This is a genomic window from Pantoea sp. K16 (genome assembly GCF_048452805.1).
Lineage (GTDB): Bacteria > Pseudomonadota > Gammaproteobacteria > Enterobacterales > Enterobacteriaceae > Pantoea > Pantoea agglomerans.
Genome location: NZ_JBLWNV010000006.1, coordinates 22,039 through 39,482, shown reverse-complemented (window position 1 = coordinate 39,482; position 17,444 = coordinate 22,039). Strand labels below are relative to the sequence as shown.

The following is a 17,444-nucleotide window of genomic DNA, read 5'->3' as shown; positions in this document are numbered from 1 at the left end:
CTCCCTCAGGCTTAACGGCGGTTGCCGAAAATCCGCAGCAGCATCAGGAACAGGTTGATAAAGTCGAGATACAGCGTCAGTGCGCCCATAATCGAGTAGCGACGCAGGTTTTCCGTATCGCGGGCATCGATCTGCTCACCGATATTTTTCAGCTTCTGCGTGTCATAGGCCGTTAACCCCACAAATACCACCACCCCGATGTAGGTAATCGCCCACATCAGCGCCGGGCTTTTCAGCCAGAAGTTCACCAGCGACGCCAGCACGATGCCAATCAGCGCCATAAACAGCAGGCTGCCAAAACGGCTGAGATCGCGTTTGGTGGTATAGCCGTAGAAGCTCATCGCGCCAAACATCCCCGCCGTGATAAAGAAGGTGCTGGCGATCGAAGAGTTGGTGTAAACCAGGAAGATACTCGCCATGGTCAGGCCGGTCAGCGCCGAATAGAGCATAAACAGCCCGGTTGCCACGGCCCCGCTCAGGCGATGCACCATGCCTGACAGGAAGAAGACCAGCCCCAGCTGCACGATAATCAGTCCGAAGAAGGTGATGCGGTTAGCAAACACCAGCTCCATGATCGCTGGCGTGCGCGCAGCGTACCAGGAGACAAACGCCGTCAGTAACAGACCGCAGGTCATCCAGCCATAAACCTGCGCCATATAAGCTTGTAAACCGCGAGATGCGGATTGAACGATGGAATCATTTCGTGGATATCGGTCCATGATGCACCTCTTGTTAAACGGATTAGGACCGGCCCCACACAGGGAACCGGATGAATAACCTGGTCTGGCAGGCATACGTTGTTTCTGTTTCAGCACCTGTGGCCAGCGACAGCGCGACACAACCGCCACGGGCCCATACGGCCTTATGAGGATGCGCACAGTTCAGGGCCAGAATAACAATAAAAGTCGCCCGGAACTGGCTCTAAGTGTGGCACAGCTCAGCTCAACTGCGCCACAACATGCCGCTTAACGTCGCGACAGGCACTGCTGATAACGGCTGTCGACACGCTGCGCAAACCACGCCGTGGTGAGATTACGGGTAATTTTCGGGCTTTCCAGCTTGATGCCCGGCAGCATTTCACGCGGTAATTTTCGACCCGCCATTTTATCCGCCAGGGTAAAGACCTGTTTCCAGAGTTCGCTGTCGCTGAACGACGCTTTCTCTCCTTTCTCCAGATCGCGGCGAATGTCGCTGTTGCTCATATCGATCTGCTTCGACAGCGTGCGCACCGCCAGTTCGGTGCCGCCCGCCGCATCCGATCCATAAAGAATCAGATCGCCATCCAGCGCCAGTTTCATGCCGGTGGCGCGCGACACCGCCGCCTGGAAGGCCGCATTGCGGCTGGCATACCAGCCCGCATTGTAGTCGGCAAAGCGGTAGAGCGGCTGGCTATAGTCAGCCGGATAGCCGAGCAGGTGCATCGTCCCGAAGTAGATCCCGCCGTGGCGGGTAAAGACTTCACGCCGGATAGTGCCATCGATCGGCCACGGGTAGCCTTTGGCATGCGCTTCGGCAAACGCAATGCTGACCTGCATCGGCCCGCCGGTGTGGATCGGGTTGAGATTGCCGAACAGCGTCTGGCCCATCGGCACCATATCGATCAGGTCATCGAAAATAGCGCTCAGCTCTTTCTCACTGCGCACTTTGTCCAGCCGGGCGGCGTAGCTTTCACCGGTGGGCGATTTGATCTGCAGCGCGGTACGCACCAGGAATGCCGGCACGTGCACCTGCGCCGCACGGCGGTTGATCTCGCCCCAGGCGATTTTTGGCAGACCCGGCACGGCGGCCTCGGCGCTGAAGTTGCTCTCCTGATCCGCCACGGCGATCACCGCGCAGAGGTTGCTGGCGCTGGGATCGATCTGCTGAGTGCGGAAGGTAGTGTAGATATCGTCGCTCCACGCCGCTTTATTGCTGACGTGCGACGGCAGCAGCCGCTGGATCTGCGCTTTGACATCTTCAGGCTGCCGCACCGGCGCCTCAGGGGTTTTCTTGCTGCTACAACCTGCCAGCACCAGGGCGGCGACCAGTGTCAGACGTTGCAGAATCGGGGTGGATGACATGCCTGTCCTCAGAATGAACCAAAGCTCTACTCTACCATTGCCAGAGTTTCACAGGCAGGCGAGAACTGAACTAAGGTTATCTTTTTTACCGTTAAAGGAACTTACGATGTTTAAACTCTGGCCTGTTGCGGCGTTCAGCCTGTTATTAACCGGCTGCGGCGCCAATAATACGCCTGCCCAGGTAAAATCTCCGGGTGCCCCCACCTCCTCCTCGCTTAAGGTGCTGGAGACCGGCGCCAGCGTGATGCAGTCACGTCCGCCCATCGACGCCATCAACACCTATCTCGACGGATTCCATTTTTACAACGGCGATAAGAACGGTCAGATGGAGGCGCACCACTATGTCACCGTACTGAACGACGATGTGATGCAGGCGGTGATTTACGACGGCAACACGCGCGATGCACGGCTGATGGGCGTGGAGTACATTATCAGCGAACGACTGTTTAACACCCTGCCGCCCGAAGAGAAGAAGCTCTGGCACAGCCATCAGTATGAGGTGAAATCGGGCACGCTGATTGCGCCAGGCTTACCGGAAGCCGCCGACCACGCCCTGATGAAGCGCATTGTGAACACCTACGGGAAAACCTGGCACACCTGGCACACCGATCGCGACAAAACGCTGCCGATCGGCATTCCGGCGCTGATGATGGGCTTTACGGAGGATGGTCAGATGGACTCGCGACTGCTGGCGGACCGCGATCGTCGTTTTGACGTCGACAGCAAAAAAATCCGCGCCCAGCGTGCGGATATTGTGGCGCATCCTGCCGCGGCAGGTGCCAATGCCTGGCAACAGGGCCAGGTCATTCAGCTGAAGCGCACCGCCGGCGGCGGCGAACACAGCCACGGTCAGACCGGTTTTGGTCCGGCTGAGCAGCTAAAGCAGCCTTAATCCCGCCCTAAGCGTCGTGATGTCCGGGGATGCGGGCAGCGGCGTGTCTGCGGTTAACGGCTCAGCGGGCGCAGACACTTCTGCCCGCTAAGCCGTTAATGCAGCTTAGTCCCAGCGCTGAGCCGCCTGATGGTCGCTGTCGCGGGCATCCACCCAGCGATCGCCCTGCTCTGTCGCTTCGCGCTTCCAGAACGGCGCGCGGGTTTTCAGGTAATCCATGATGAACTCTGCAGCGGAAAAGGCGCTGCCACGATGGGCACTGGTCACGCCCACCAGCACGATTTCATCGCCGGGAAACAGTTCGCCCACGCGATGGATCACCGTGACGCGCTGCAGCGGCCAGCGTTCGCGCGCCGCATCAACAATCTCCTGTAGCGCTTTTTCGGTCATGCCGGGATAGTGCTCCAGCGTCAGTGCCGCGACGTCGTTGCCCAGATTGTGGTTACGGACTTTGCCGGTAAAGGTCACTACCGCACCATCTTCATCACAGGCCGCCAGCCAGCGATACGCTTCCGCCATATCAAAGGGCGCGGGACCGACGCGAATCTGCGTTTCCATCTTAGCCTCCGGTCACGGGCGGGAAAAAGGCCACTTCATCACCGGCGTGCAGCGGATGACTCATCGGCACCAGCGTCTGATTCACCGCCGCCAGCAGCTTGCCCGACTCGAGCGCCAGCGCCCAGCGGTCATCGCGATCTGCCAGCGCACTGCGCAGCGCGGCCACATCCGGATAATCAGCACCGACCTCAAGCGATGAGGTGCCGGTCAGCTCACGGACCTGGGCGAAAAACAGCACCTTAATCATGCGCGACCGCCTGGAAATCGCCGCTTTTGCCACCGCTCTTGCTGATTAACCGCAGCTGATCGATGACGATATCTTTCTGCACCGCTTTGCACATGTCGTAGATGGTGAGCGCGGCAACCGATGCGGCCGTCAGCGCTTCCATCTCCACGCCGGTTTTGCCGGTCAGGCGACAGAGCGTGGTGATGCGGACCCGGTTATGGTCCGGTTCCGCCTCCAGGTTCACTTCCACTTTACTCAGCATCAGCGGATGACAGAGCGGAATCAGTTCCCAGGTGCGTTTCGCCGCCTGAATGCCGGCGATGCGCGCGGTGGCAAAGACATCCCCTTTGTGGTGGCTGCCTTCGATAATCATCTGCAGCGTTTCCGGCTGCATCAGCACCAGCACTTCTGCCCGCGCTTCGCGCACGGTTTCCGCCTTGGCGGAGACATCCACCATGTGCGCTTCGCCCGCGGCGTTAATGTGTGTGAGTTGAGACATACTTACCGTTTCTTGAGATGTGAGACAAAATTACAGGGCGCGGTTCGCGCATCAAGCTGGTCAGCGATAATGCGTTCCCAGGCGGTGCGGCAGGCGCTGGTGGAACCCGGCACGGCCAGGATCAGCGTCTGATTAGCCAGACCCGCAATCGCGCGCGACTGCAATGTCGAACCGCCAATCTCTTCATAGGAGATCATCCGGAACAGTTCGCCAAATCCACTAATCTCGCGGTCGAACAGCGGCAGCAGCGCTTCCGGCGTGCTGTTTTTCAGGTTAAAGCCGGTTCCGCCATTAATAATCACGACCTGAACATCTTCACTGGCGATCCAGCGCGACACGGTGGCGCGAATACGATAGAGATTATCCGGCACGATAGCGTGATCGACCACGTCATGCCCCGCTTCGGCTGCGGCTTCGCGCAGATAGTCGCCGGAGGTATCGTCACTGGCATCGCGACGATCTGACACTGTCATCACCGCAATCTGCACTGCCTGAAATTCGCTGGCTGGTTTACCCATACTGCCTCCTGAAATTAGCCGCCAATGTAAGAGAGATTCTGTGTGATGCCGGTGTTGCCCTGATGCAGAAAGTGCGTCTGCTTTTTCTGCCCCAGGCTGCTGGCAATGCGCGCCTGCAGTTCGGCCTGCTGGTCGTCTGACGCCAGCAGATCGCGCAGCGGCACACCGCCGTCGCCAAACAGGCAAAGGTGCAGATTACCGTGCGCCGAAACGCGCAGACGGTTGCAGCTGGCACAGAAATCTTTGGCGTAGGGCATGATCAGACCAATCTCGCCGACATAATCGGGATGGTAAAAGACCTGCGCCGGGCCGTCGCTGCGTCCGCTCTCCCGACGCTGCCAGCCCTGGGCGATCAGCTGATCGCGGATGACCATGCCGGAAACATGCTGATCGCGGAACAGCGTGCCGCCGTCGCCGGTCTCCATCAGCTCGATAAAGCGCAGCTGAATCGGACGGGTACGGATCCAGTCGAGGAACGTGGCCAGATTACGGCTGTTGAGATCGCGCATCAGCACGCTGTTGACTTTGACCTGGCGAAAACCGGCGTCGAGGGCAGCATCAATACCGCTCATGACCTGATGGAATTTATCCTGGCCGGTAATGGCGTGAAACTGACGGGCATCCAGGCTGTCGACGCTGACGTTGAGTGCGGTTAACCCCGCGTCACGCCACTGTTTCACGTCACGCGCCAGCCGGTAGCCATTGGTGGTTACCGCGATCTGGCGAATGGAGGCGTTTTCGCGCACCGCCGCAATGATGTCGGTGAAATCACGGCGCAGCGACGGCTCACCGCCGGTCAGCCGCACTTTTTCCGTTCCGGCAGCGGCAAAGGCCCGCGTGACGCGGCGGATTTCATCCAGCGAGAGAAAGCTTTTGTTACGAATTCCCTGCGGTTTGTAGCCGTCAGGAAGACAGTAGGTACAGCGGAAATTACAGACATCCGTGACCGACAGGCGCAGGTAATAGAACTTACGCGCGTATGCATCAGTAAATTGTGACACCAGAACACCTTTCCAGATTGGGAGATGCAGTCATTTCTTCCTGCACCCTGGCAGCTCGATGGCTACGGCCTGAACCCCCTATCCGCAGACGTAGGCATTCAGGCTTGAGTGTACGCTGACCCGTTGATCAGCGCGGTAAGCATGATGGTAGCGTGATTTTCGTCACTCTTCCATTTGCTGTTTTCGCTATATATTCTTATACATATCGAATTTTCACCGCATTTTCGCGACAGGATACGTTAAAATGCGATCCAGATTTTGACGTAAGTCATCCGCGCGGGCTTAGCGATTAGAGCCACGCCACGCGAACGGATATTAAGGAGAAGTATGAATCGCACACTGGCCGATCTTGATCGCGTTGTGGCACTGGGAGGCGGACACGGTTTAGGCCGCGTCATGTCTGCCCTTTCCCCGCTGGGCTCGCGTCTCACCGGCATCGTCACCACCACCGACAACGGCGGATCAACCGGCCGTATTCGTCGCTCAGAAGGTGGTATCGCCTGGGGCGATATGCGTAACTGCCTTAACCAGCTGATTGCAGAACCCAGCGTCGCTTCGGCGATGTTTGAGTACCGTTTTGCCGGTAATGGCGAACTGGCCGGACACAACCTGGGTAATCTGATGCTGCGGGCGCTGGATCATCTCAGCGTTCGTCCGCTGGAAGCGATCAACATCATCCGTAACCTGCTGAAGGTCGACGCCTTTTTAATCCCGATGTCGGAGCAGCCGGTGGATCTGGTGGCGATGGATGTTGAAGGCAACATGGTTTATGGCGAAACCGCAATTGACGAGATGAAGCAGCCGCCGCAGGAGCTGATGCTGCATCCCAACGTCCAGCCAACGCGGGAAGCGCTGCAGGCGGTTGGTGAAGCGGATCTGATCCTGATTGGACCCGGCAGCTTTTACACCAGCCTGATGCCGATTCTGCTGATGGAAGAGATGGCGCAGGCCTTGCGTCGCACGCCTGCCACTATGGTGTTTATCGGCAATCTGGGCCGCGAGCTGAGTCCTGCCGCCGCCAGTCTCTCAGTGGCTGACAAGCTGCAGATGATGGAGCGTTATATCGGCAAGCGGGTGATTGATGCGCTGGTCGTCAGCCCGGCAGTGGACACCCGTGGCATTGAAAACCGGCTGATTGTCCGTGAACCGCTGGAGGCCGCCGATATCCAATATCGTCACGACCGCCAGCTGTTACGGGTGGCGCTGGAACACGCCATTCAGGGCTTTAACGGCGCTACGAGGCCGCAATAAACAGCGTTCGCAGCTCATGCAGCTGATCGCGCACGTTGGCCGCCTGTTCGAACTCCAGGTTCTGCGCATGCTGCTGCATCTGCCCTTCCAGCTCGTGGATCTTCTTCTGCAGAGCCTGCGGCGTTAACAGCTGGAAATCGGCCAGCGCCTGGGCTTCGCCAGGACGGGCGGGTTTCGCTTTGCCGCGGGTTTTCACCACGTTTTTGCCCAGTTCCAGAATATCGGTGATCTTCTTATTCAGGCCCTGCGGCACGATGCCATTCTCTTCGTTGTGCAACTGCTGTTTCTCACGGCGGCGCTCGGTCTCTTCAATGGCGCGCGCCATCGACGGCGTGATTTTATCCCCGTAGAGAATCGCCTTACCGTTGATGTTACGCGCCGCACGGCCAATGGTCTGAATCAGCGAGCGTTCGGAGCGCAGGAAGCCCTCTTTATCCGCATCGAGAATCGCCACCAGCGACACTTCCGGCATATCCAGCCCCTCACGCAGTAAGTTAATGCCCACCAGCACATCAAACTCGCCCAGACGTAAGTCGCGGATAATCTCCATACGCTCTACCGTGTCGATATCGGAGTGCAGATAACGCACCTTCTCACCATGCTCAGACAAATATTCGGTGAGGTCTTCCGCCATGCGTTTGGTCAGCACCGTCACCAGTACACGTTCGTTGATCGCCACGCGCTGACGGATTTCTGACAGCAGATCGTCGACCTGGGTACCGACCGGACGCACTTCGATGATCGGATCCAGCAGACCGGTAGGACGCACCACCTGATCGATCACTTCGTCGCCCGACTTTTCCAGCTCATATTTGCCCGGCGTCGCCGAAACATAGATGGTCTGCGGGGCCAGCGCCTCAAACTCTTCAAACTTCATCGGACGGTTATCCAGCGCCGACGGCAGGCGGAAGCCATACTCCACCAGCGTCTCTTTACGCGCCCGGTCGCCTTTGTACATGCCGCCAATCTGCGGAATGGTCACGTGCGACTCATCCACCACCAGCAGGCCGTCGGCGGGCAGATAGTCAAACAGCGTCGGCGGCGCTTCGCCCGGTCCGCGTGCGGAGAGGTAGCGTGAGTAGTTCTCAATGCCGGAGCAGTAGCCCAGCTCGCTCATCATCTCCAGGTCAAACTGGGTACGCTGAGTAATGCGCTGCTCTTCCAGCAGCTTATTGTTCTCCAGCAGCACCCGGCGGCGGTCCGCCAGCTCGACTTTGATATCTTCCATCGCCTGCAGAATACGCTCACGCGGCGTGACGTAGTGCGTCTTGGGGTAGATGGTAAAGCGCGGCACGACCGAATCGATCTGGCCGGTCAGCGGGTCAAACAGCGACAGACGCTCAACCTCTTCGTCAAACAGCTCGACGCGCAGCGCAATATCGTCCGACTCCGCCGGGAAGATATCGATCACTTCGCCGCGCACCCGGAAGGTGCCGCGCTGGAACGCCTGGTCGTTGCGGGTGTACTGCAGCTCTGACAGACGGCGCAGAATACTGCGCTGATCGATAATCATGCCGCGGGTCAGGTGCAGCATCATTTTCAGATAGAGATCGGGATCGCCCAGACCGTAGATAGCCGAAACCGATGCCACCACAATGACATCGCGCCGTTCCAGCAGCGCCTTGGTGGCCGACAGACGCATCTGTTCGATATGTTCGTTCACCGACGCATCCTTTTCGATAAAGGTGTCGGAGCTCGGCACATAGGCTTCAGGCTGGTAGTAGTCGTAGTAAGAGACGAAAAACTCGACGGCGTTATCCGGGAAAAACTCTTTCATCTCGCCATAGAGCTGGGCGGCCAGCGTCTTGTTGGGTGCCAGCACCATGGTCGGACGGTTGAGGTCGGCAATCACGTTGGCGACGGTAAACGTTTTACCGGAGCCGGTTACGCCTAATAAGGTCTGATGGGCCAGTCCATCCTCCAGCCCCTCTTCCAGGCGACGTATCGCCTCAGGCTGGTCGCCCGAAGGTTTAAAGGCGGAGTTCAATTTAAAGGCTTTGCTCATGAATGCAGTTCCTGCTGGAGAAGTCGGCGGGCAGGCACTTATTTTACTCTGCTATGGTGATTTTGCCAGAAAATAATACTGGATATAAAAACAGTATTGGTGCAATGTTAACGCCAGCAGGATGGCACCTGATGTCCCTGCAGGCTGGCAGCGTTATCGCTCAGCATGTTGCGCAATGTTATCCCCAGGCAGGGATCTGATTTAACATTTGTCAATAGAGTGTCACAAAATTACAGTACGGTTACCTGACAGATAATTCTCAGGCTTGTTTTTTGATAAACAACTGATTTTACTGACATAAGGCTATGAGGCCAGATTCTCGTCATTATGTTACCAGGCCGCGTATTTCCTCGCTTCCAACTGGTTTTCATTACCTAATGCACAAGGTTATCCACAGGAATGGTGGATAAGTGATGGCAGCCCCGACGCCATCTGCTGTGTATAATTTTTCCCTGCCTTCTCACTACCGTGAAAATAATTTTTTTTGCGTTAAATTTCGCGTCGCCTGGTGACGGATTATTCTGCAATTTTAATCTGTCACCGGGTGTCGTACGCAAATTTGCACGCCTCATACTAAGATTCTTAATCGGACTTCCTGCCACGTTACAGTACGTCTGCACCAGAAACAGCGCTCCAGGGCACTGCAAAAGTGCAGATGCGTGGTCACCGTGGGGAATTGATAAGTTTTTCTCACCTTTCATCCCTGATACGTGGCGCTGCAGCAGGAAACAGGGCCGTTTTTAGATCTGGCCTGGGAATTGCAGGAGTCAGTAGCGTCACCGCGCGGAACGCGCACTGTGCTGCAATGGCGAGGCTGCCGTTGCTGATGACTTGTTTGCCAGACGACAGAGCGCGGAAGCAATCAGGCTAACGATCGGGAAGGAGAGTGTCAGATGCTGAGTTTACGTTCGGTAAATCAATTTTACGGTCAAAACCATATTCTGTGGGATGTGGACCTGGATCTGTCGCCTGGCACCTGCACCGGCATTCTGGGCCGACCTGGCATGGGTAAAACCACGCTGGTGAACTGCATCATGGGCAGATTGCCGATTAACAGCGGCTCTATCTCCTGGAAAGAGGATGGCTCGCCGCCGGAAGATCTGCTGCTGCAACCGGCTGAACAGCGGGCGCAGATGGGGATTGGCTATGTGCCGCAGGGCCGCCATATTTTTACCCAGATGAGCGTGGAAGATAATCTGCTGATTGCCCTGCTGGCGGGTGCCAGCCAGCGCGACCGCCATCGCGCCATTCCCGAAATGGTGTTCGACCTCTTCCCGGCGCTCTACTCTCTGCGCCAGCAGCGCAGCGGCGATCTGCCGATCGATCAGCAGCAACAGCTGGCCCTGGCGCGCGCGCTGGTGCTGCAGCCCAAACTGCTGATTCTGGATGAGCCGACCGACGGGATGTCGCCGTGGCTGGAAGAGGAGATGGGCAATCTGATTCGTCGGCTTAACCTCGACTACGGGCTGACCATCCTGCTGCTGGAGCAGCGCCTGTCGCTGATCCGTCGCGTGGCGGACTATTTCCTGCTGCTGCACCGCGGCCGCAATGTGGCGCAGGGCAGCATGGAACAGCTTGATGACCACACCGTCGATAAATGGCTGACGGTGGCCTGACATTCAGCGCCTGCCCCACCGGGCGTAAGTGTTGCAGGCAGGCTGAAGACGGAGCGCGCGGAACCACCGGAGCGTGTACACAGCACGCAAGGATGGAGAGCACTGCCCGGATTCAGCACAACAAATAAAATAGCCAGGCCACGCGGTTACTCCGGCAGCGTCAGGTATTGACCACAGGACGCCTGCTGCGCCGCATCGGTGAGAAACGGGATGGTGCCCAGACAGGGCGCAGGTAACCTGTTTTTCAGGCTGGTGAGATACTCCTGATAGCGTTTACCCGGAGGTTCGACGGTGTTGGCGATCCAGCCCACCAGCGGCAGGCCGCTTGCCCGCACTGCGTCAGCGGTGAGCATGGCGTGATTGATGCAGCCGAGCTTAATCCCCACCACCAGAATCACGGGCAGCTTTTCGCTGACCACCCAGTCCGCATAAGTGTGCGTCTCCGACAATGGGGTGTACCAGCCGCCCGCGCCCTCTACCAGAATCCAGTCAGCCAGCGGTTGCAGCGCCGCCAGACCCGCCGACAGCGCCAGATGGGTAATCGGCCTGCCCTCTTCGGCGCTGACGATGTGCGGCGATGTCGGCTCAAGAAACGCCAGTGGATTGACCTGCTGATAGGTTAACGGCACGCTGCTGTAGCGCTGCAGCGCCAGCGCATCGCTGTTACGGATGCCCTCTGGCGTCATCTCACAGCCTGAGGCAACCGGCTTATAGCCCGCACAGCGATAGCCCGCTGCGGCTGCCGCCTGTAGCAGCCCGCCGCTGGCCACGGTTTTACCGACCTCGGTGTCGGTGCCAGTGATAAACAGGCGTTTCATGATGCACTTACTCCATAGATTAAATGGTAACTCAGGCGATAGCCGTGCCGATCGCGCGGCCAGTGCGCCTCTAACTGGTTGAGCCGTTGTCGGGTTAATACCTGCCCGTCACGCCCCTGATGCAGATGGGTCGCGCCAACCCCCTTCAGGGAGCGCATGGCGCTGAGCGCATCGGGGAAATGCAGGGTCACCACCTCTGAGGTACAGCGCAGGTGCTCTGCGTGGCAGGCCGCCGCAATCTGTGGCTCGCTGAGAAAGCGGTTGGCGTGAGGCAGCGCATCCAGATGGGACCAGGCTTCATGAACCTCCTGCAGAGACCCGTCGCCCAGAGTGGAAAATAGCAGCGTGCCATCGGGCCTCAGCACCCGCCGGAACTGGCTCAGCGCGCCGGGCAGATCCTCGCTCCACTGCACCGCCAGGTTGCTCCACACCAGATCAATCGTGTTATCCGCCAGCGGCAGCGCGTCGATATCACCGGCCAGATAGTGCTGCGCCGCGTCATTGTCCCGCGCCTGTTGCAGCATCTGTGGAGAGAGATCCAGAGCCGTTACCTGTTTGCCACGTTCGCGCCACAGCCTGCTGTACCAGCCGGTGCCACAACCGGCATCCAGCAGCTGCAGACCGCTCTGTGCGGGCGCCTGTGCCAGCAGTGCATCGCCGCTGAGGCGTTGCAGCGCCGCATGGGCATCGTAATGGCTGGCCGCCCGGCCAAAGGCGCGTGCCACCGCCTGCTTGTTAACCCGCAGCGTCATGCAGCGCCTCCAGTAACCGGTCAATATCCTCAGGATGATGAGCCGCGGTCAGGGTGATGCGCAGCCGGGCCGTCCCCGGCGGCACGGTCGGTGGCCGGATTGCGCTGACCCAGCAGCCCGCCTCAGCCAGCCGCTGGGAGAGCGCCATCGCATCACCATTTTCGCCCACCAGCAGCGGCTGAATCGCGCTGCCGGAGTCCATCAGTTGCCACGGCAGCGAGACCGCACCGCGACGGAAATGCCCGATGTTCTGTTGCAGTTGCTGGCGCAGGGCATCGCCCTGCTGAACTTCACGCAGCGACGCCTGCAGCGCGCTCGCCTGCGCCGCGGGCATCGCGGTGGAGTAGATCAGATGTCGGCTGAACTGCAGGAAATAGTCGGCGGTGGCTGCGTCGCACAGCAGCGCGGCACCGCTGACGCCAAAGGCTTTGCCAAAGGTGACCACCAGCAGTTCCGGTTTAACGCCCTGCTGCCAGCAGCTGCCGCGCCCCTGCTCACCCACCACGCCAATGCCGTGTGCATCATCCACCAGCAGCCAGCCCTCTGCCTGTCGCGTCTGTTGCGCCAGGGCGGCCAGCGGCGCACTGTCGCCATCCATGCTGAAAATACCTTCCGTCACCACCAGCGTTTCGCCCTCGCAGGGAGAGGCGAGCCGGGCTGCCAGGCTCTCCGGCGCGTTGTGATGGAAACGTCGCAGCTGTGCCGGACTATGGCTGGCGGCGTCGAGCAGCGAGGCGTGGCTGAGTTTATCGGCCAGGATGCGATCGTTTTTCTCGCCCAGCAGATGAATGACCGCCTGATTGGCCGCAAAGCCAGAGATAAACAGCAGCGCACGGTCGTAGCCGAGCCAGTCGGCCAGCTGCGCCTCAAGATCGGCGTGCTGACGGTGATAACCCGTGACATGCCCTGAGGCACCCGCACCTGCACCCGCCCGCGCAGCGCCCTGTTGCCAGCCCGCAATCACCGCCGGATGCTGGGTTAAGCCGAGATAATCATTGCTGGAGAAGTGGAGATAGCTGCGGCCGCCGCTGCGCAGCGTGCGGGTCGATTGCTGATCGATCACCCGTCGCTGCCGCCAGCCATCGGCCGCCCGGCGCTGCGTCAGCGCCTGACGGATACGTTGCTGCCAGCCCATTACAGCGCCGCGTTGTAGAACTGTTCAGTGTCGGCATGGAATAGCTGCTCGCTGAGTTGCTGCTCCTGCTGCTGATCGCCGTGCTGCGTGTGAGTATGCTCCGGGTTAAGACCCAGCTTGCGGAACAGCACGCGGTCTTTATCCTCTTCCGGATTCGGCGTGGTCAGCAGTTTGCAACCGTAGAAAATCGAGTTCGCCCCGGCCATAAAGCACATCGCCTGGGTCTGCTCACTCATCTGCTCACGGCCCGCAGAGAGGCGCACATGCGAGGTCGGCATCATGATGCGCGCCACCGCGATGGTGCGGATAAAATCGAACGGTTCCACGTCATCGTTATCTGCCAGCGGCGTGCCTTTTACCTTCACCAGCATATTGATCGGTACACTCTCCGGCGGCGTTGGCAGGTTGGCTAACTGCACCAGCAGACCGGCGCGGTCGTTAACGGTTTCGCCCAGGCCGACAATGCCACCCGAACAGACTTTGATGCCGGCGTCGCGCACTTTGCCCAGCGTATCCAGACGTTCCTGATAGCTGCGGGTGGTGATGATGGAGCCGTAGAATTCCGGTGAGGTGTCGAGGTTATGGTTGTAGAAATCGAGACCCGCGCCCGCCAGTCGCTGCGCCTGGTGGTCGCTGAGCGTGCCCAGCGTCATGCAGGTTTCCATTCCCATCGCCTTCACGCCTTCAACCATCTTCTCCAGATAGGGCATATCGCGCTCGTGCGGGTTTTTCCACGCGGCACCCATGCAGAAACGGGTTGAACCGGCGGCTTTGGCCTGACGCGCTGAGGTCAGTACCTCTTCCACTTCCATCAGACGCTCCGACTCCAGGCCGGTCTTGTAGCGCGCGCTCTGCGGGCAGTATTTACAATCTTCCGGACAGGCACCGGTTTTAATCGACAGCAGGGTACTGACCTGCACCTGGCGCGGATCGAAGTGCTGCCGATGCACCTGCTGCGCTTTAAACATCAGTTCAAGAAAGGGTTGATCAAACAGCGCTTGCGCCTGTGCAATTGTCCAGCGTTGAGCCATTACTTACTCCAAAAAGGGTGTCATCCCGACGAAAAGCAGGGTTATACTTGTAAACTATATTTTTTTATTTTGGTTTACAACTCCGATGACTATCCCCGTTTTCTCCTCAGACGATGCCCGCTTTGACCGCCAGCATATCTGGCATCCCTACACCTCGATGCAGGATCCGCTGCCCTGCTACCCGGTGGTCGCCGCACAGGGTTTTCAGCTGCAACTGGCCGATGGCCGTGAGCTGGTGGATGGGATGTCCTCGTGGTGGGCGGCGATCCACGGTTACAACCATCCGCGCCTGAACCGGGCACTCACAGAGCAGGTCACCCAGATGTCGCACGTGATGTTTGGCGGCATTACCCATCCGGCGGCGGTGGCGCTCTGCCGTCAGCTGGTGGCGATGACGCCTGAGGCGCTGGAGTGCGTCTTCCTGGCCGATTCAGGCTCGGTGGCGGTGGAAGTGTCGATGAAGATGGCGCTGCAGTACTGGCTGGGGCGTGGCGAGACGCGTCAGCAGTTCCTGACGCTGAAACGCGGCTATCACGGCGATACCTTTGCAGCGATGTCGGTGTGCGACCCCGAGAACTCGATGCACAGCCTGTGGCGCGGCTATCTGCCCGAGCATCACTTTGCGGCGGCCCCGGCCTGCGGCTTTGATGATAAATGGCACAAGCCTGATTTCGATGATTTCGCCAGGCTGATAGAACAGCATCACCGGCAACTGGCAGCCGTCATTCTGGAGCCGATTGTGCAGGGTGCGGGCGGCATGCGTTTCTACCATCCGCGCTATCTGCAGCAGGTACGGGAAGCCTGTGATCGCTATGGCGTGCTGTTGATTGCGGATGAGATCGCCACCGGCTTTGGCCGTACCGGCAAACTTTTTGCCTGCGAGCATGCGGGCATTACCCCGGATATTCTCTGCGTCGGCAAAGCGCTGACCGGTGGCATGATGACGCTGGCGGCGACCCTGACTACCCGCGAGGTCGCGGACACCATCAGTCGCAGCGCGGCGGGCTGCTTTATGCATGGCCCGACCTTTATGGGCAATCCGCTGGCCTGTGCGGTCGCGGCGGAGAGCCTGACCATGCTGGCGGAAGGTCACTGGCAGCGCCAGGTAGCGGCGATCGAACAGCAGTTACGGGCTGAGCTGCTGCCGCTGCGCAGTTCACCGCAGGTGGCCGATGTGCGCGTGCTGGGCGCGATTGGCGTAGTGGAAACCCATCAGGCGGTTAATATGGCGGCGCTGCAGCAGTTCTTTGTTGAACAGGGCGTCTGGATCCGGCCTTTTGGCCGGCTGATCTACCTGATGCCACCCTACATCATCACGCCGCAGGCGCTGAGCAGGCTGGTGCAGGCGATTGGCGGCGCGCTGGAGCATTCTCAACATTTTGCCGCCTGAAGCGGGCTGACCGCTGGCACTGGCGACACTTTTAGTTATGATGACAGGCTATTCATCGACAATTAAGGAGATGTGATGCGCGTTTTTAGTCAGGATTTTAATGACGGCGAGAAGATGCCTGAAAAGCATGTTTTCAACGGCATGGGTTATCAGGGCGAGAACATCTCTCCCCATCTTGCCTGGGAAGCGGCACCAGAGGGTACCAAAAGTTTTGTGGTGACCTGCTACGATCCTGATGCCCCGACCGGTTCCGGCTGGTGGCACTGGGTGGTGGCGAATATTCCGGCCAGCACGACGTCACTGCCGCAGGGTGCCGGTTCCGGCAAAGCATCACTGCCAGCAGGCGCAATCCAGACCCGTACCGATTTCGGTCAGGCGGGCTACGGTGGCGCGGCGCCGCCACAGGGCGAAACCCATCGCTACATTTTCACCGTGCATGCGCTGGATGTGGAGACGATTGAAGTAGATGAAGGCGCCAGTGGCGCAATGGTCGGCTTTAATGTGCATTTCCACGCACTGGCGAGCGCCTCGCTGACCGTGAATTATCAGTAATTCATCACGCCTCTCCTGAGCAGGAGAGGCGTTTTTCGTAGCGGGTTACGCCTGTAACTGATGAATCACAACCCACATCGGGCCCTGCCCCACCGCATAACGTCCCAGCGGCTTTAACAGCCCTTTCGGTTCGGTAATCGCATAAACTTCGATGTGATGAGATTTCTGTCCCGCCGCCACCAGATAGCGTCCGCTGTGATCGATATTAAATCCGCGCGGCTGCGTTTCCGTCGGCTGGAACCCTTCCAGGGTCAGCTCATCGCCCAGGTCGCTGACGCTGAAGACTGCCAGCGTGCTGCTGGTGCGATCGCAGGCATAGAGGAAACGGCCATCCGGCGTCAGATGAATATCGGCAGCCCAGCGCGTACCGCTGAAGTCAGGCGGCATCATATCCAGCGTCTGCACGCTTTCTGCTTCGCCTTCGCCCGTATTTAATGCCCACACCTCAACCGTGCTGTCGAGCTCGTTCACGCAGTAAGCGTACTGACCGCCCGGATGGAACTGCATATGACGCGGGCCAGCGCCTTCTACCGTCGTGACCTGCGTCTGTTTACGCGGCGTCAGCTGACCATCTTCGCCCAGCTTAAACAGACAGATACGGTCCTGCTTCAGAGCCGGCACGTAGAGCGTCTTGTTGTCATTATCGATGTTGGCCGAGTGACAACCATCCAGACCGCTGATCACCTGCAGCGGGGCCTGCGGAATGCCGTCATCGCCAATCGGGCTGACGCTGACGCAGGCATCATTGTAGGAGCCGCAGAACAGGAACCTGCCCTGGCGATCGGTGGAAATGTGAGTCGGGCTGCCGGGCAACGGCGCCTGACCCGCTTCGGTCAGCGTGCCATCGGCGGCAATGCGAAACGCCAGCACGCGGAAATTGGGACGCACACCGACATAGAGAAAATCGCGGTTCGGACTCACCACCATCGGCTGAACCTGGCCGGCGACATCGGTCACCTGAAGCAACGTCAGCCCGCCCTCATCATTCATCTGCCAGACGTGGATCTGCTGGCTCTCGGGACTGGCGGTGTAGACAACTTGTTTCATGCATTCTCCTTTTTTGCTGCCTGATCATGATCTGTGAATCACTGTAGCCTGTTTTATTGCCCTACGCTGGGATCATTTGTGCCCTGTTTTTTG

General features: G+C 59.0%; 18 protein-coding genes and 1 riboswitch. Of the genes, 5 read left to right on the top strand and 13 right to left on the bottom strand.

Annotated features, from left to right (window positions below; translation table 11 throughout):
* Positions 1 to 11 precede the first annotated feature (11 nt).
* Both ACK13D_RS09375 and ACK13D_RS09370 read right to left on the bottom strand, forming a co-directional pair.
* A complete protein-coding gene (locus ACK13D_RS09375) occupies positions 12 to 719 on the bottom strand; it encodes a Bax inhibitor-1/YccA family protein (protein ID WP_010260256.1) in 708 nt (235 codons plus the stop codon).
* Positions 720 to 965: 246 nt separating this feature from the next.
* Positions 966 to 2,060 (bottom strand): DUF1615 domain-containing protein, encoded by a 1,095-nt coding sequence (locus ACK13D_RS09370; protein WP_010669679.1) that lies wholly within the window; start codon positions 2,058 to 2,060, stop codon positions 966 to 968.
* Positions 2,061 to 2,166: 106 nt separating this feature from the next.
* Between ACK13D_RS09370 and ACK13D_RS09365 the strand changes: the two genes are divergently transcribed.
* Complete coding sequence (locus ACK13D_RS09365; RefSeq protein ID WP_010260249.1) at positions 2,167 to 2,952, top strand: OBAP family protein; 786 nt, start codon at positions 2,167 to 2,169, stop codon at positions 2,950 to 2,952.
* Positions 2,953 to 3,057: 105 nt separating this feature from the next.
* Here ACK13D_RS09365 and moaE read toward each other — a convergent pair whose 3' ends face one another.
* The 5 genes from moaE to moaA form a co-directional block, all read right to left on the bottom strand.
* A complete protein-coding gene (gene moaE, locus ACK13D_RS09360; protein WP_010260246.1) occupies positions 3,058 to 3,510 on the bottom strand; it encodes a molybdopterin synthase catalytic subunit MoaE in 453 nt (150 codons plus the stop codon).
* Position 3,511: 1 nt separating this feature from the next.
* On the bottom strand, positions 3,512 to 3,757 hold the full coding sequence (moaD, locus tag ACK13D_RS09355) for a molybdopterin synthase sulfur carrier subunit (RefSeq protein WP_033766727.1): 246 nt from the start codon (positions 3,755 to 3,757) through the stop codon (positions 3,512 to 3,514).
* Entirely contained in the window at positions 3,750 to 4,235 is a 486-nt protein-coding gene (moaC, locus tag ACK13D_RS09350; RefSeq protein ID WP_050680592.1) for a cyclic pyranopterin monophosphate synthase MoaC, read from the bottom strand. The genes moaD and moaC overlap by 8 nt, the downstream gene beginning before the upstream one ends.
* Before the next feature lie 2 nt (positions 4,236 to 4,237).
* Positions 4,238 to 4,753 (bottom strand): molybdenum cofactor biosynthesis protein B, encoded by a 516-nt coding sequence (gene moaB / locus ACK13D_RS09345; RefSeq protein WP_045140618.1) that lies wholly within the window; start codon positions 4,751 to 4,753, stop codon positions 4,238 to 4,240.
* 14 nt (positions 4,754 to 4,767) lie between these two features.
* Entirely contained in the window at positions 4,768 to 5,754 is a 987-nt protein-coding gene (gene moaA / locus ACK13D_RS09340; RefSeq protein WP_022626014.1) for a GTP 3',8-cyclase MoaA, read from the bottom strand.
* A riboswitch (molybdenum cofactor riboswitch) is annotated at positions 5,744 to 5,877 on the bottom strand. It overlaps the preceding gene by 11 nt.
* Positions 5,878 to 6,081: 204 nt before the next feature.
* Between moaA and ACK13D_RS09335 the strand changes: the two genes are divergently transcribed.
* Positions 6,082 to 7,005 carry a gluconeogenesis factor YvcK family protein gene (locus tag ACK13D_RS09335; RefSeq protein ID WP_010260233.1) on the top strand — a complete coding sequence of 308 codons (924 nt, stop codon included), beginning with the start codon at positions 6,082 to 6,084 and terminating at the stop codon, positions 7,003 to 7,005.
* Here the strand turns inward: ACK13D_RS09335 and uvrB are convergent.
* Entirely contained in the window at positions 6,989 to 9,010 is a 2,022-nt protein-coding gene (gene uvrB, locus ACK13D_RS09330; RefSeq protein ID WP_010260230.1) for an excinuclease ABC subunit UvrB, read from the bottom strand. The genes ACK13D_RS09335 and uvrB overlap by 17 nt on opposite strands.
* Before the next feature lie 893 nt (positions 9,011 to 9,903).
* On the opposite strand from uvrB, the gene ACK13D_RS09325 reads away from it, so the two are divergent.
* Positions 9,904 to 10,626, top strand: coding sequence for an ABC transporter ATP-binding protein (locus tag ACK13D_RS09325; protein ID WP_010260222.1), 723 nt, complete (start codon positions 9,904 to 9,906; stop codon positions 10,624 to 10,626).
* Positions 10,627 to 10,772: 146 nt separating this feature from the next.
* Here ACK13D_RS09325 and bioD read toward each other — a convergent pair whose 3' ends face one another.
* The 4 genes from bioD to bioB are packed head-to-tail and all read right to left on the bottom strand — an operon-like array spanning position 10,773 to position 14,362.
* Positions 10,773 to 11,444, bottom strand: a complete 672-nt coding sequence (gene bioD / locus ACK13D_RS09320) for a dethiobiotin synthase (protein ID WP_033785485.1) — start codon at positions 11,442 to 11,444, stop codon at positions 10,773 to 10,775.
* Positions 11,441 to 12,196 carry a malonyl-ACP O-methyltransferase BioC gene (gene bioC, locus ACK13D_RS09315; protein WP_418796232.1) on the bottom strand — a complete coding sequence of 252 codons (756 nt, stop codon included), beginning with the start codon at positions 12,194 to 12,196 and terminating at the stop codon, positions 11,441 to 11,443. The genes bioD and bioC overlap by 4 nt, the downstream gene beginning before the upstream one ends.
* Entirely contained in the window at positions 12,180 to 13,331 is a 1,152-nt protein-coding gene (gene bioF, locus ACK13D_RS09310) for an 8-amino-7-oxononanoate synthase (RefSeq protein WP_284672371.1), read from the bottom strand. Before bioF ends, bioC begins: the two co-directional genes overlap by 17 nt.
* Positions 13,331 to 14,362 carry a biotin synthase BioB gene (gene bioB / locus ACK13D_RS09305; protein ID WP_022626019.1) on the bottom strand — a complete coding sequence of 344 codons (1,032 nt, stop codon included), beginning with the start codon at positions 14,360 to 14,362 and terminating at the stop codon, positions 13,331 to 13,333. Before bioB ends, bioF begins: the two co-directional genes overlap by 1 nt.
* A gap of 85 nt (positions 14,363 to 14,447) precedes the next feature.
* On the opposite strand from bioB, the gene bioA reads away from it, so the two are divergent.
* Positions 14,448 to 15,752 (top strand): adenosylmethionine--8-amino-7-oxononanoate transaminase, encoded by a 1,305-nt coding sequence (gene bioA / locus ACK13D_RS09300; RefSeq protein WP_346551191.1) that lies wholly within the window; start codon positions 14,448 to 14,450, stop codon positions 15,750 to 15,752.
* A 75-nt stretch (positions 15,753 to 15,827) separates the two neighbouring features.
* Positions 15,828 to 16,304 (top strand): kinase inhibitor, encoded by a 477-nt coding sequence (locus ACK13D_RS09295; protein ID WP_013357177.1) that lies wholly within the window; start codon positions 15,828 to 15,830, stop codon positions 16,302 to 16,304.
* A gap of 45 nt (positions 16,305 to 16,349) precedes the next feature.
* Here the strand turns inward: ACK13D_RS09295 and pgl are convergent, their stop codons facing one another.
* Entirely contained in the window at positions 16,350 to 17,351 is a 1,002-nt protein-coding gene (gene pgl, locus ACK13D_RS09290) for a 6-phosphogluconolactonase (protein ID WP_010260201.1), read from the bottom strand.
* Positions 17,352 to 17,444 lie beyond the last annotated feature (93 nt).